The sequence below is a fragment of the Leuconostoc suionicum genome, from assembly GCF_001891125.1.
Classification (GTDB): Bacteria; Bacillota; Bacilli; order Lactobacillales; family Lactobacillaceae; genus Leuconostoc; species Leuconostoc suionicum.
The window spans coordinates 123,277-137,500 of record NZ_CP015247.1 but is presented as its reverse complement, the minus strand read 5'-3'; the positions used below and the strand labels follow the sequence as shown (position 1 = coordinate 137,500).

Sequence of the window (14,224 nt, the reverse complement as noted above, 5' to 3'; positions counted from 1 at the left end):
TCCCATGGTGTGACGGGCGGTGTGTACAAGACCCGGGAACGTATTCACCGCGGCGTGCTGATCCGCGATTACTAGCGATTCCGACTTCATGTAGTCGAGTTGCAGACTACAATCCGAACTGAGACGTACTTTAAGAGATTAGCTCACCCTCGCGGGCTGGCAACTCGTTGTATACGCCATTGTAGCACGTGTGTAGCCCAGGTCATAAGGGGCATGATGATCTGACGTCGTCCCCGCCTTCCTCCGGTTTGTCACCGGCAGTCTCGCTAGAGTGCCCATCTGAATGCTGGCAACTAACAATAAGGGTTGCGCTCGTTGCGGGACTTAACCCAACATCTCACGACACGAGCTGACGACGACCATGCACCACCTGTCACTTTGTCTCCGAAGAGAACACTTCTATCTCTAAAAGCTTCAAAGGATGTCAAGACCTGGTAAGGTTCTTCGCGTTGCTTCGAATTAAACCACATGCTCCACCGCTTGTGCGGGTCCCCGTCAATTCCTTTGAGTTTCAACCTTGCGGTCGTACTCCCCAGGCGGAACACTTAATGCGTTAGCTTCGGCACTAAGAGGCGGAAACCTCCTAACACCTAGTGTTCATCGTTTACGGTGTGGACTACCAGGGTATCTAATCCTGTTTGCTACCCACACTTTCGAGCCTCAACGTCAGTTGCAGTCCAGTAAGCCGCCTTCGCCACTGGTGTTCTTCCATATATCTACGCATTCCACCGCTACACATGGAGTTCCACTTACCTCTACTGCACTCAAGTTAACCAGTTTCCAATGCCATTCCGGAGTTGAGCTCCGGGCTTTCACATCAGACTTAATAAACCGTCTGCGCTCGCTTTACGCCCAATAAATCCGGATAACGCTCGGGACATACGTATTACCGCGGCTGCTGGCACGTATTTAGCCGTCCCTTTCTGGTATGGTACCGTCAAACTAAAATCATTTCCTATTCTAGCTGTTCTTCCCATACAACAGTGCTTTACGACCCGAAAGCCTTCATCACACACGCGGCGTTGCTCCATCAGGCTTTCGCCCATTGTGGAAGATTCCCTACTGCAGCCTCCCGTAGGAGTTTGGGCCGTGTCTCAGTCCCAATGTGGCCGATCAGTCTCTCAACTCGGCTATGCATCATTGTCTTGGTAGGCCTTTACCCCACCAACTAACTAATGCACCGCGGATCCATCTCTAGGTGACGCCGAAGCGCCTTTTAACTTTGTGTCATGCGACACTAAGTTTTATTCGGTATTAGCATCTGTTTCCAAATGTTATCCCCAGCCTTGAGGTAGGTTGTCCACGTGTTACTCACCCGTTCGCCACTCACTTGAAAGGTGCAAGCACCTTTCGCTGTGCGTTCGACTTGCATGTATTAGGCACGCCGCCAGCGTTCATCCTGAGCCAGGATCAAACTCTCAATTTGAAAATTTGAAGATTGCTCTTCGATTAAACTGACTATCTTTCGCTATATCTCTATAACGTAATCCGTTTATTGTTTGTTACGAATTGACTTCGCAAATTTGTTTTTGTTACTTTACGTAACAGCTACAGATTCGTTTGTTCAAAGTTTTGTTCAGTTTTCAATGTGCTACTCGTTGTCGCTGAGACAACTATATTATCTTACCACGCTCATTTCGCTTTGTCAACTACTTCTTTTAAGAAGTTTTTCTCGACTTCACTACTTTCGCGCTCCCGTTCCCCCTTGCCTCGCAACGCTTTGCGTCGCTTCGCTCCGTTGGAACATATACTAATATACCAACTTTAACCCCGCTCGTCAACTACTTTTTTACTTGTTTTTTACTTTCCTTTACTCGTTCGCTTTTTATCCCTTTTTACCCCCTCACTCTCCCTCCTCATTCGCTTTATCCGCCCCTTTTTTATCCCTTTCCTCTTTTTCGTTCTTCTCCCTTTACCTTTACTTAATAAATAAAAAAGCCATCAGCAAGCTGATAGCTTTTTTATTTATGCCAACGTTGGCCTTGTGGTGTATCTTCTACAAATATACCGACTTCTTTTAACTGATTACGTAACAAGTCTGATTCTTCAAAATCATGTGACTCACGAGCTAATACACGTTTATCCAACAATTCACGTTGCTTCGTTGTAAGTTCTTCGTTACCATCCAATCCCTCAATACCAAATACAGATAGTAAATCGGCAACTGTTCCTAATAAACGCTGAACAGTATCAACTTTTACAGTACTACGCTCAGTGTAGGTATTCCCTATACTAACAAGTTCAAAAATAGCTGCAAGCGCGTTAGGTGTATTAAAGTCATCATCCATTGCCTGGTCAAACGCTTTCTTTTGCGCTTCAATCAGTGTCTCAACATCTTCATCCCCACCAGGTTCCGATGTCTCCGCTCGAAACATCAAATTTCTATAAGCTGTACGGATGCGTTCCAATTCTAAACGTGCTTGTTCTAAAGTACTTGCTTCATAGTTAATTGGTCGCCGATACTGCGTTGTGGTCAATAAGTATCGAATGACCATTGGATCGTCATAAGTCGCTAACATGTCATGTAGAGTTGTAAAATTACCGAGAGATTTTGACATCTTTTCATTATTAACATTAACAAATCCATTATGCATCCAATAATTAACAAACTTTTGTCCCGTTCTGGCCTCAGACTGCGCAATTTCGTTTGTGTGATGTGGAAATGCTAAGTCAATACCGCCACCATGGATATCAATTGTATTCGATAAGTACTTTTGCGCCATAACCGAGCACTCTATATGCCAGCCCGGACGACCATTTCCCCATGGAGACGACCATGAGATAACCCCCTCCCGTGCTTCATTCTTCCAAACAGCAAAATCAATCGGATCCTCTTTACGAACAGTCTCCTCATCATTCAAACGACCAGCAGCATTGGCTTCCATTTCTGCCAAATCCTGATGAGCTAAAATACCATAGCCCTTGAATTTCTTAGCACGGAAGTAAACATCCCCTTCGGACTCATATGCATAGCCTTTATCAATGAGATCTTTTACGAATTCGATGATCTCTGGGATAACTTCCGTTGCACGTGAACGCACCGTGGCAGGTTTAATATTCAACGGCAGAGTATCTTCGTCAAAGGCATCAGCATACTTATTAGCAACCTCTAGTTCAGAAACGCCTTCTTCTTGCGCACGATTAATAATTTTGTCGTCCACATCAGTAAAATTCGAAACGTAATTAACTTCATAACCACGATATTCAAAATAGCGACGTACTGTGTCAAAAGCAATGGCTGAGCGAGCATTTCCAATATGGATATAGTTATATACCGTAGGGCCACAAACATACATGTTTATTTTGCCAGCAGTAATTGGCTTAAAAACTTCTTTTTCACGTGATAACGTATTGTAGACGTAGATCATAGTTTGCTCCCTTTATAAATAGAAAAATTATTATTACTTAGTATTATACATGAGCTGAAAACATTTTGGCATTATTCCTCAGTACGAAAGGATACTCAAAATCATAATAAAAACGCCGAGCATTTCTCGACGTTTAAATACCTATGCTAAATATTTTTCTTTCACATCACGCATTGTCTTCAGAACAGTGTTCTTATCCAACAATGTCAACATTTCTGGTAAATTAGGTCCCTGGACTTCGTGAGTAGTCATAATACGAATAGGATTCCATAAGTTACGGCCTTTAATTTCTAAGTCGTTTTGAATCGCACGAATTGTACTCATGTAATCAGCCGGAGTTGCATCAATAGGCAAGGATTCATATGCTGATTCCCACGCAGCTGCAACTTTACGGCCATCTTCTGAAGTCAAGTATTCAACCATTTCATCTGTTATATCGCTCAACTCAAAGAAAGGTTTGCGAACTAGCTCAACAATTTGACGCGTATATGATATACCGTCAACGCCAGCGACTTTAATAACTTCTGACAACCACTTTTTCTTATCAGTAGCATCATCTGCAGATATCAAATGAGCATCGACAAGCTCTTGAATAAGTTGTGGCATAACAGCGTCCGTATCACGACGCATCCATTGGTTGTTGACCCATTCTAATTTCTTTTGATCGAACTTAGCATTCGCTTTGCTCAAACGCTTTTCATCAAACATTTCTTTGAACTCTGACAAACTAAAGATTTCATCCTCACCCTTTGGTGACCAGCCCAGCAAACCAATAAAATTAACCATAGCTTGTGGTTGGTAGCCTAATTCCTTGTATTGTTCAACGAACTGCAAGAGATTTTCATCACGTTTAGACAATTTCTTACCAGTTTCTCCATTGATAATCAAAGCCATGTGTCCAAACTTTGGCACATCCCATCCCAAAGCCTCATAAATCATGATTTGCTTTGGTGTATTCGAGACATGATCATCTCCGCGAAGAACATGGGAAATTTTCATCAAGTGGTCATCAACGACAACTGCGAAATTATAAGTTGGCATACCATCAGCTTTTTGAATGACCCAATCACCACCAACTTCTTTAGCACCAATTTCGATATGCCCTTTAACGATGTCATCCCAAGCATATACTTTCTCTTCTGGCACACGGAAACGTACTACCGGCTTTAATCCTTGTGCTTCAAATTCAGCATATTTGGCTTCGCGCTCTTCGTTAGTCAAACCTTCATATTCATAAACATAATGTGGCGCCTGCTTGGCTGCTTGTTGCGCTTCACGTTCAGAGGCGAGCTGTTCTGACGTTTTGTAAGACTTGTACGCTTGCCCACTAGCTAATAGTGCATCGATAAATTCTTGATAAATACCCTGTTCATTACGTTCTGATTGACGATAGGGTCCATAAACGCCTGGTTTGTCTGGACTTTCATCCCAGTCTAAACCTAGCCAAGCCAAATTTTCAAGTTGTGATTTTTCACCATCAGCAATATTACGTGCTGAGTCAGTATCCTCAATACGAATAACGAATGTGCCATTGTAGTGGCGTGCAAATAACCAATTAAAAATAGCTGTTCGTGCATTCCCTATATGCAAATGTCCTGTTGGTGACGGCGCATAGCGAACACGTATGTCTTCTGTCATGAATCAATAATCTCCTATGTATGGTATTTAGTACCGTTTTGTCTAGCTACTAGTATACAACACTCATGATACTAATTTCCAATCACTACATTGTGTTTTTAAGGACGTAAACTTTTTGCAAAAAAGCGAATTTGCTTTTCGTAGAAATCTTCTGGATCAGTAATTAGCTCAGGATTGTTGAAACGTATAACTGTCATAAAATACCCAAAATTCAACCATATTATATTCATTGTGGTAGCTTCAATATCGATTGTTTCTTTTATTTGATGTTGCTTTTTCATTTCAGCGAAATATTGTAATAAATTTTGTTTGAAACTAATTTCTATTTCTTCCACAGCATGACTGACGTTTGGCTTTCTAAAAGATTCTTGAACCCCCACCACCACAACTGCTTGATGTTTCTCCTGAAATTTTTGGAAAGCTCTTGACATATTAATTAAATCAGTCTCAACATCACCCGTCAGAGATACATCATCAAATATCGTTCGCAAATCTGCCAAATGGCGATCGATTATTGCAGACAGCATTCCCTCTTTATCTTTGAATTTTCTAAAGATAGTACTTGGGTTAACATTTGCTGTTTCTGCAATTTTGTTAATTGTTGTAGACTGATAACCTACTTGAACTAATAACGTCGTAAACGCATTTAGAATCAAATCGTATTTTGATGGTTGTTTGGACATATTTCGTACCTCTTCTTAGTTATATTATCATATTCTCTTTTGAAAGACAGACTATTTTCATTATGCAAGCAATCACTTGCATGCAAGACAAATAAGTGCTACTCTATTGTCAGCAGAAGAAAAGGAGTTCCACATGAGTTTCAAAAAATTTATTGTCAGCAAGGGTGTCCTCGGAGCGCTCATTATCGTGCTATTTTACGGCTTACTGATGGTTGGAATTTATTTTTCTGGGTATAAAGTCGTACCTAGCAAAATAAACCAATTACCAGTTGCCATTGTCAACCAAGATAAAGACAGTGCCACATTAAAAAAACAACTTAAAAAAAGCTTGCCATTCAAACACGTCAAAACTGATTTGAATATGAAACAGGCTAAAAGTCAATTGAACGATCGCGAAGTTTATTTGATTATTAATATTCCAAAACATTTCAATGCCAATCTCAAGAAAATGGATGGTCAATCTAAAGGTGAACTTAGGTTTTACATCAACTACGCCAACCCTATGACATCAGTTTCATCCATGGAAGCTGTTGCAAAATCAGTCGGGAATCATGTTCAAAAAAGTGTTTTACTGCAGCAAAGCAAAGGGATTCTAACTGCCGCCGAATTATCACAATTAGAATCAGAAACAAAATCATTAATTACAGCAAATCCAACACAAAAAGACGCTATTTTACAAAAAGCTGAGCAAACCAAAAGTACTGCTACAGCAAAAATAAATCAAACCTATGCAAACGTTGCTAATTCATACAATTACAGCATTGTAAAAATGAATAAAGCACCTTCTGGTATGCAACATAGTATGGCTCCATTCTTTATGTCACTAGCTTTTTATATTGGTTCCATGATTGGCGCCATGTTAATTGTCGTTGCATACAAGTCATTTTCGCCATTAATAGGTCGCTGGAAAGCATACACTTATACGGAAATCGCTATTATCTTAATTTCAATGATAGCGCCATTGTTAATTGTTGGACTAAGCAAAAGTATGCTTCATTTTGATAGTAATACCTATTGGCAACTGTGGGTTAACCATTCTATTGAGTTATTTGCAGCATTGAACGTTAACCTAATCTTTTCATTGATTCTTGGGCAACTTGGTATTATGATCAATATGCCTTTCATGCTGACTCAGGTCGTTTCAGGGGCTGGTCTCATTCCGCGTCCAATCCTGCCTGATTTTTTCAAGGTTATGAGTAATATTTCTCCTTGTTTTTATTCAATTCGCGCAGATTACAACATCTTATACGGCGGCAATAGCACACACACCCTTTGGTTGCAACTTCTGACCATTGGCATCGTAGCTATTATCATTCACCTAGTTATTGTTGCTTTCCAAAAAAAGCGCGCACCGCTGGTACAACCTTCATAATAAAAGGACCTTTCTAGGAAGGCCCTTTTTTTGTTTAGCTATTTAAAAATGTTTACCTAAATGGCTTTTTGTTTGGTCACTGGCACGTATTTTATCATGGGCGTAGTAATGCCCAGTTTCATCGACTTGTTTTAAAAGCTGCCATAGTAGTTGTCCCCAATTCCATGATAACCAGCCAACCATCCCCGTAACTAATGCCGAAAAGAATACCAAAATCATTGCTATCCATTCTAGTTGTTCGAAGACAATTCCCATCAAAAAGAACGTGACTGCTGTTCCGATAAGAAAAAACAGCAATAATGTACAAAATATCATTACCCCGACGAAAAAACGTACGCTGTAAGCTTTTCCTTTCTCAACATGTGCATAGAGAGCACTATTGATGTCAGCCAACCCTGTTAATAAATGCTCTGACATGATCATTCTCCTAAGGCAATTTTAAGCGCCTCACTTAATGTTGTTACTCCAATAACTTGAATACCATGAGGTAATTCAACGCCGTTTAAATTATTTTTAGGAACAATAGCACGCTTAAAGCCTAATTTTTTAGCTTCTTTTAATCGCCCTTCAATATCTGCTACGCTACGGACTTCACCAGTTAGACCAATTTCGCCAACAAAGACATCACTTGGTCTTGATTCTTTATCATGATATGAACTAGCCAGAGCAACAGCGATTGCTAAATCAATTGCTGGTTCATCAAGTTTCACGCCACCTGCTGCCTTTAAATACGCATCTTGATTTTGTAATAATAAGTTAGCGCGTTTTTCTAATACTGCCATAATCAATGACACACGATTTCTATCGAGTCCTGCTGCTGTACGCTGTGCATTACCAAATACGGTCGGCGTTACTAGGGCTTGTAATTCAACCAAAATAGGTCGTGATCCTTCTAACGCGACCACAATCGCCGATCCAGTGGCACCAGATAAGCGTTCTTCTAAGAAAATCTCAGAGGGATTAGCCACTTCTATCAAACCGCCATTACGCATTTCAAAAATACCTAATTCATTCGTTGCGCCAAAACGATTTTTAACCGCACGCAGAATGCGATACTTATAATTACTATCTCCTTCAAAGTACAATACAGTATCGACCATATGCTCCAGAATCTTTGGCCCCGCTATGGCACCATCTTTAGTCACATGCCCTACTATAAATATCGAAATATTATTAGTCTTGGCGATTTGCAACAGATCGGCTGTCACTTCTCGAATTTGTGATACTGATCCAACAGCCGATGAAACATCAGGTTCTTGCATGGTTTGTACCGAGTCAATAACAACAAAATTCGGTTGTAATTCCTCAATCTGCTTTTTCACGGCCGTCATATCCGTTTCCGGATATAAATAAAACTCATCGTGCCCAACGCCCAAGCGATCGGCACGCAGTTTCACTTGTGTGGCAGACTCTTCGCCGGTTACATATAGTACCCGACCTTCTTGAGCGAGTTGTCCAGATACTTGAAGTAGTAATGTTGACTTACCAATACCAGGATCACCACCAATCAAAACCATGGAACCTGGGACAACACCACCGCCTAAAACTCGGTTCAATTCCTTAAGCTTAGTTGCTACGCGCGGTGCCTCTTCAGATGTAATCTCGTTTATTTTTTCAACTTTTGCATTGCGTCCATCTAGACTCACACGACTTTTACGGTCATTTGATTCTGGTTGAATTTTTTCTTCAACAAGCGTGCCCCATTCACCACAATTTGAGCAGCGTCCCAAATACCGCGCCGAAACAAAACCGCAGTTGGAACATATAAATTGTGTTTTTACTTTAGCGATATCCTAGTCCTTTCATTTAATTCGTTCTAATATTAATGATAAAAACTATTATTGCCCTGTTGAACCAAAGCCACCCTTACGATCTGACTTTTCCACAGCATCATCACCATCAGCTAATAAATAGGGCAAAAAAATGCCTTGACCGATGCGTTCACCTTTTTTAATATGGGCATCTTTAAGGCCAAAATTAATAAATTGAAAGAAAATTTCTCCTTCATTGCTTTCATTATTATAATAATCTGCATCTACGATACCGACTGCATTAGGCATCATTATCCGCTTTTTAATAGGTCCACTTGAACGCGAAACAAGTTGCAAGTATTCGCCTTCCCCCATGTAAGCTTTTATACCCGTTGGAATAAGTACCGGTTTGAGTATATCTTGCAAATCTTCATTATCACGTAGCTTTGAAAGTTTCCCAAGCGATAGAATATTGAGTCCCTTGAAAAAATTATTACTCAAAACGCTAGGGATAGTGATATCCACTGCGGCTTCAAAATCATAACCTGCTGCTTGTTGTGTGCTGCGCTTTGGAACGGTAATATTCTCGTCAGCATATTTGCTAACAATCTCAAATCCACGTGTCATAATAAGTACACCTCTTCATAAATAGTTTATCCCTTATTATACGATATATTGTCCTTATTTAAAAAAATATACGTTAAATTATAAAATGTTAGCTGGTTTAAAAATGGTCAGAACAAGTAACACAGACAAGCGTAAATTATGTTAGTATCATAGGTAAATAGTAAATTTTCACCCACTCAATTAAATACCGTTAATTATTATGCTGTTATAATAAAACGAGAGGAAATTATTATGGAATTCCAACACGAAGATGGTCGTTATTTCTTGGAAAAAAACGGCAAAGTTATCGCTCAGATTACTTATACAGTAATCAACGACGGACAAACCTATTCAATTAATTCAACCGTAGTGGACCCATCTCTACGTGGACAAGGTATTGCTAAACAATTGTTAGATACGATTGTTGCTGATGCGCGTGCCAAAAAAATGACAATAAAACCCGTCTGCCCTTATGTAAAAGAAGCATTTTTACGTTACCCCGACATTTATCAGGAGATTGAGTACAAATCATGAGTTCATCACAGGATTTACAAAAAATTATTGCAGGTCGCCGCGCCGCCGACTTTGTTCAGGACGGTATGGTAGTGGGCATCGGCTCTGGATCGACAATCGCTCAAGTCATTACCGCTTTAGGTGAACGCGTAGCCAATGAAAATTTAAAAATCGTCGGCGTCCCTACTTCTGAAAAGACAAGGCGCAATGCTGCAAAACTAGGAATCCCTATGTACAACGTCGATGATGTCGATAAAATTGATCTTACAATTGATGGAGCTGACCAAATTTCAGATGATTTCTCAGCCATTAAAGGTGGCGGGGCAGCGCTTTTGTGGGAAAAAATCGTTGCGTTTAACTCTCGTGAGAATATCTGGGTAGTGGACAGTAGCAAACGTGTACCCAAACTAAATCAGTATTTGCCAGTCGAAATTATTCCATATGGATCTGACCAATTATTTAAACGCTTTACTGCAGATGGGTTCCATCCTACTTGGCGTTTAGATCAAAATGGTAACCCTGTACGTACAGATTCAGCAAATTACCTCATTGATCTGCATATTCCCGTTATCGAAAATCCACGTGATTTAGGTCAAGAATTAATTAATATGGTCGGTGTTGTAGAGCACGGTCTGTTCACTGATGTTGTTAACCGTGTAGTCATTGGTAGTGATGATGGCGTTGAAATTATTGAAGCACCTTAAAGGGTGCTTTTTTCTATATCAAGAAAGAAAAATATGGTGTCATAAAACTTAACAAATAAAATTGGTATAGTTATTTTTTGCGGTAAAATATTCTCATAACCAGTAAGGAGAAGCAATATGCGCACAGAATCAGATTCACTCGGCCAAATCAACGTACCCAAAGATGTCTACTACGGGGCACACACTCAACGTGCGCTAAATAACTTTCCAATTTCAAAAGAAACAACCCATCCAGAAATCATTCGAGCCTTTTTAGAAATTAAACAGGCTGCGGCACAAACAAATGCTACATCTGGTAATCTAGATCGAGCCGTTGCTAAACATATTGTTGATGCAACAAAAATTTTGTTAAGTCAGCCAATCGATCTTACAATGTTTCCAATTAGTGATGTTCAGGGTGGTGCTGGTACAAGTACCAATATGAACGTCAATGAAGTTGTTGCCAATACAGCTCTTGAGCAGGTCGGCCGTGCACGTGGTGAATATGACTACGTTAACCCAAATGATCACGTTAATATGGGTCAGAGTACCAATGATACTTATCCTAGCGCAGGAAAAATTGCTCTTATCCGACTACTCGAACCACTTTTTTCAGAATTAACATTATTAGTAGACGCTCTTGGTAACAAAGCCGACGAGTTTTCAACAACTTACAAAATGGGACGTACACAGCTACAAGATGCTGTGCCCATGACCTTAGGAAATACCTTTCATGCTTGGTTAAAACCACTTCGTCGGGATTTTAAACGTATCGAAGCTGCCCGCAATGAGCTGTACACATTAAATCTGGGCGGATCAGCTATTGGTTCTGGTATTAACGTGAGTTATCATTATCAAGTGCACATCGTCCCTAACTTAGCTAGCATAACTGGGCTTCCACTTGAGCAAGCCCACGATTTATTTGATGCAACATCAAACTTGGATTCCTATGTTGCCTTGTCTGGTTCATTAAAAAACTTAGCAGTTAATCTATCTAAAATGTCTAATGATTTACGCTTACTCAGTTCTGGCCCACGTTCGGGATTACATGAGATTAACTTACCTTCAAAGCAAGCCGGTTCATCGATTATGCCTGGTAAAGTTAATCCGGTCATTCCAGAAGTTGTGAACCAAGTTGCATTTGAAATGATTGGCTTTGATACAACTGTTACGGCAGCAAGCGAAGCTGGCCAATTGGAACTAAATGCATTTGAGCCCATCATTTTCAAAAGCTTAATCACTGGAATCGAACATCTACAACAAGCCATGAACACTTTACGCATTAATGGTATTGATGGTATTACGGTAAACAAAAATCGTCTTTCACAAGATATTGATTTGTCAGTGAGTTTTGCAACTGCAATGGCTCCTATAATTGGTTACAAAGAAGCTGCTAAAATCGCTAAAGAATCCCTTCGTACAGGTAAATCTTTGCGTGAAGTTGCTGAAAAGAAAAATAAATTTACAGAAACTGAATTAGCACATATTTTTAAAGTCGAAGATATTGTTATCAATGCGCGTACACCTGAACATGGCCTTGTTCTCCACGCACCGAAAACAACAGTTTAAAAAAAGGGCAGCTTAGCTGTCCTTTTTTATTTGTTCAATAAATCCAATGTTGGTTGGTGTAAAGCGCCATTAAAAAATTTTACTAATGCTTTTTGATATAAATCAGGTGTTTCAGAAACTTGAGCAAACAATGTTAAGCTAGCCTGTAATTTTTTAGCATCAACATCTCCAAATATAGCGACTGGATTTGATGATTTGATAGCTAATAAAATTTGTATAATTTTTTCCAAGCGTGCACGTAATTCAGCATCTTCTAGATAATCACGTGCCTCTCGTGCACCGTTAATACCGTAATATATCGCCCGCTCACTCGTCCCTAGTCCTCGAAGTTGCGGTAATACAAACCACATCCAGTGCGTTTTCTTTTGTCCAGCGGATAATTCAGCAATGGCATCATCATAGGTATTCACATCAGCAATACGACCATCTTGGGCATCCAAGAAACGTTGCAATTCACTATTGATTGTTAACATTTGTACGTGCCCAGTTTTTTTGAACTGACGATATGCCTGATATACTGCACGACCAGAAAATGTCAGATGTATGTGATCAATCGTCTTCAGTGTCATCCACTTTTTCCCATCAATCTCGGTATCATCTATCGAATCTAGTTCTTCCGACCATTTTGTCAATAAAAACACATTAGTATATAACTTAACTCGGTCACCGTTAGGATATTGTGTGCGATAATGAGCTCCAGAAACAGATCCGATTAATTGCAGATCTTCTGCATTTGCTCGAATACCTGACTCCTCCAAAGCTTCTCGGGCTGCATTTTCTTGCCATGACATCTCAGGTTCAATATAACCACCTGGAAAGGCCCAACCATCAAAATCACGGTTATAAATCATCAAAAGTTCACCTTTTGCATTGGCAATGACCACATCTATCGTAGGCATTATGAGCTCAAAGTCGTGCCCAACCTTTTCACGAATTTTAGCAACATAAGAATCTTGATAAGGCATTATTTTCTCCTTCTACACATTGAACTTATTTAATATTGATTCGATATCTTTAATCATTAAGGTGATCGTGCCGTCAGCGTTATTTACAAATTCAACTTTACTCAAATCCTGATAAACATGAACCGGAATCGAAATTTCAATTCCTGAATCAAGCTTAAATTTTTGTGTTCGATACTTTTTCTCATACTTTTCGGAATTAACAACCGAAACTTCCGTTGGCAATGATTTTTCAGTCAGCTTTTCTTGATATTCTTGTTTAGCTGTAACGTTATCACCGAAAACCTTCTCTGCAATAACATCCGTACTAATACTACCCGTCTCTGCTAAACTATTGTAAATCACTTCCTGAGTTGCAGCTAGTACCTCATGTTCTGGCTCATCATATTTTTCAGCAATATTTTTAATTGTACGCTTGATGACTTGGATATTTTCTTTTGCTGAAACTTCAGGTTTTATTTCCAAAAAATTTTCTGAAAAATACGGCACACGATGTCCATCAATCAGTTGTTTCTTTTCCAACAATTGATAGCTACCGTCATCGACATTTACCAAAATGGCTTCATCAACTGTTTGCGTTGCGGCCGGTAAAATTGACTGATTAAGCACCAAATTATTCACCATCTGATCATCTTCGTACTCTACTGCGTGAGCATAACGAGCGCCGAAGTTGAGTTTAATTAATCCAAAGATTGACCCTTCATCAATTGTAGCCTGAAAACTTAACAAATCACCAGCTGGAATAGACTCACTAGCAGAAATCGTATCAAACAATTTAGTGGCCAATTGTGTCGTTAATTCCGGAAAATCAGATTGCTTCATCATATTGTCCAGATAACTATCTGGCAATAAATGCCCTGTCTTGATGTCACCTTTATAGATTTTATTAACCAGCTTTTCAATATATTCATGGACGCCAACATTGTCGACGTTCATTTCTCCTTGCGATGCAATAAGACTACCTGTATTCGTGTCCAATATATGGAGAATTGCATGTTGAATAATCATGTAAATGTCCTTTAGTTTAATGAATTCATTATACCATGCTGAATAAATTGTTCATTGAAAGCAAAATAAAA

The 14,224-nt window shown here is 39.7% G+C and carries 12 protein-coding genes and 1 rRNA gene (1 of these 13 cut by a window edge); 4 read left to right on the top strand and 9 right to left on the bottom strand.

Translation table 11 applies throughout. The features are described from left to right. The 4 genes from A6B45_RS00735 to A6B45_RS00720 form a co-directional block, all read right to left on the bottom strand. Positions 1 to 1,426: ribosomal RNA gene (locus A6B45_RS00735) — 16S ribosomal RNA — on the bottom strand; it reaches 125 nt to the left of the window's first position. 535 nt (positions 1,427 to 1,961) lie between these two features. Beyond that, positions 1,962 to 3,368, bottom strand: a complete 1,407-nt coding sequence (gene cysS / locus A6B45_RS00730) for a cysteine--tRNA ligase (protein ID WP_072612934.1) — start codon at positions 3,366 to 3,368, stop codon at positions 1,962 to 1,964. A 141-nt stretch (positions 3,369 to 3,509) separates the two neighbouring features. Continuing rightward, entirely contained in the window at positions 3,510 to 5,006 is a 1,497-nt protein-coding gene (gene gltX, locus A6B45_RS00725; protein WP_072612933.1) for a glutamate--tRNA ligase, read from the bottom strand. 98 nt (positions 5,007 to 5,104) lie between these two features. Then, entirely contained in the window at positions 5,105 to 5,689 is a 585-nt protein-coding gene (locus A6B45_RS00720) for a TetR/AcrR family transcriptional regulator (protein WP_072612932.1), read from the bottom strand. A 133-nt stretch (positions 5,690 to 5,822) separates the two neighbouring features. Between A6B45_RS00720 and A6B45_RS00715 the strand changes: the two genes are divergently transcribed. After that, positions 5,823 to 7,061: a YhgE/Pip domain-containing protein gene (locus A6B45_RS00715; protein ID WP_072612931.1), complete on the top strand. Its 1,239-nt coding sequence runs from the start codon at positions 5,823 to 5,825 to the stop codon at positions 7,059 to 7,061. Positions 7,062 to 7,103: 42 nt separating this feature from the next. Here A6B45_RS00715 and A6B45_RS00710 read toward each other — a convergent pair whose 3' ends face one another. From A6B45_RS00710 to A6B45_RS00700, 3 genes are read right to left on the bottom strand one after another with little or no spacing between them, the layout of a single operon-like run. Then, the gene (locus tag A6B45_RS00710; RefSeq protein ID WP_072612930.1) at positions 7,104 to 7,478 is read right to left on the bottom strand and encodes a hypothetical protein; all 375 of its coding nucleotides are present in this window, start codon (positions 7,476 to 7,478) and stop codon (positions 7,104 to 7,106) included. Between the two features lie 2 nt (positions 7,479 to 7,480). Then, positions 7,481 to 8,851 (bottom strand): DNA repair protein RadA, encoded by a 1,371-nt coding sequence (radA, locus tag A6B45_RS00705; RefSeq protein WP_072612929.1) that lies wholly within the window; start codon positions 8,849 to 8,851, stop codon positions 7,481 to 7,483. 48 nt (positions 8,852 to 8,899) lie between these two features. Continuing rightward, positions 8,900 to 9,439 (bottom strand): dCTP deaminase/dUTPase family protein, encoded by a 540-nt coding sequence (locus A6B45_RS00700; protein WP_072612928.1) that lies wholly within the window; start codon positions 9,437 to 9,439, stop codon positions 8,900 to 8,902. Positions 9,440 to 9,649: 210 nt separating this feature from the next. Here A6B45_RS00700 and A6B45_RS00695 point away from each other — a divergent pair, with 210 nt between their 5' ends. The 3 genes from A6B45_RS00695 (at position 9,650) to A6B45_RS00685 (ending at position 12,183) form a co-directional block, all read left to right on the top strand. After that, positions 9,650 to 9,952, top strand: coding sequence for a GNAT family N-acetyltransferase (locus A6B45_RS00695; protein WP_257786599.1), 303 nt, complete (start codon positions 9,650 to 9,652; stop codon positions 9,950 to 9,952). Beyond that, positions 9,949 to 10,635 carry a ribose-5-phosphate isomerase RpiA gene (gene rpiA, locus A6B45_RS00690; protein ID WP_072612926.1) on the top strand — a complete coding sequence of 229 codons (687 nt, stop codon included), beginning with the start codon at positions 9,949 to 9,951 and terminating at the stop codon, positions 10,633 to 10,635. Before A6B45_RS00695 ends, rpiA begins: the two co-directional genes overlap by 4 nt. 117 nt (positions 10,636 to 10,752) lie before the next feature. Beyond that, a complete protein-coding gene (locus A6B45_RS00685; protein ID WP_072612925.1) occupies positions 10,753 to 12,183 on the top strand; it encodes an aspartate ammonia-lyase in 1,431 nt (476 codons plus the stop codon). Between the two features lie 26 nt (positions 12,184 to 12,209). Here A6B45_RS00685 and A6B45_RS00680 read toward each other — a convergent pair whose 3' ends face one another. Next, positions 12,210 to 13,148: a DUF1810 family protein gene (locus tag A6B45_RS00680; RefSeq protein ID WP_072612924.1), complete on the bottom strand. Its 939-nt coding sequence runs from the start codon at positions 13,146 to 13,148 to the stop codon at positions 12,210 to 12,212. A 12-nt stretch (positions 13,149 to 13,160) separates the two neighbouring features. Then, positions 13,161 to 14,153, bottom strand: coding sequence for a nucleoid-associated protein (locus A6B45_RS00675; protein ID WP_072612923.1), 993 nt, complete (start codon positions 14,151 to 14,153; stop codon positions 13,161 to 13,163). Between the last annotated feature and the right edge of the window lie 71 nt (positions 14,154 to 14,224).

Excerpts from the sequence above, each read along its gene's own strand:
- cysS (WP_072612934.1), bottom strand. The coding sequence starts at position 3,368 with ATGATCTACGTCTACAATACGTTATCACGTGAAAAAGAAGTTTTTAAG.
- gltX (WP_072612933.1), bottom strand. The coding sequence starts at position 5,006 with ATGACAGAAGACATACGTGTTCGCTATGCGCCGTCACCAACAGGACAT.
- A6B45_RS00720 (WP_072612932.1), bottom strand. The coding sequence starts at position 5,689 with ATGTCCAAACAACCATCAAAATACGATTTGATTCTAAATGCGTTTACG.
- A6B45_RS00715 (WP_072612931.1), top strand. The coding sequence starts at position 5,823 with ATGAGTTTCAAAAAATTTATTGTCAGCAAGGGTGTCCTCGGAGCGCTC.
- A6B45_RS00710 (WP_072612930.1), bottom strand. The coding sequence starts at position 7,478 with ATGTCAGAGCATTTATTAACAGGGTTGGCTGACATCAATAGTGCTCTC.
- A6B45_RS00700 (WP_072612928.1), bottom strand. The coding sequence starts at position 9,439 with ATGACACGTGGATTTGAGATTGTTAGCAAATATGCTGACGAGAATATT.
- rpiA (WP_072612926.1), top strand. The coding sequence starts at position 9,949 with ATGAGTTCATCACAGGATTTACAAAAAATTATTGCAGGTCGCCGCGCC.
- A6B45_RS00685 (WP_072612925.1), top strand. The coding sequence starts at position 10,753 with ATGCGCACAGAATCAGATTCACTCGGCCAAATCAACGTACCCAAAGAT.
- A6B45_RS00680 (WP_072612924.1), bottom strand. The coding sequence starts at position 13,148 with ATGCCTTATCAAGATTCTTATGTTGCTAAAATTCGTGAAAAGGTTGGG.
- A6B45_RS00675 (WP_072612923.1), bottom strand. The coding sequence starts at position 14,153 with ATGATTATTCAACATGCAATTCTCCATATATTGGACACGAATACAGGT.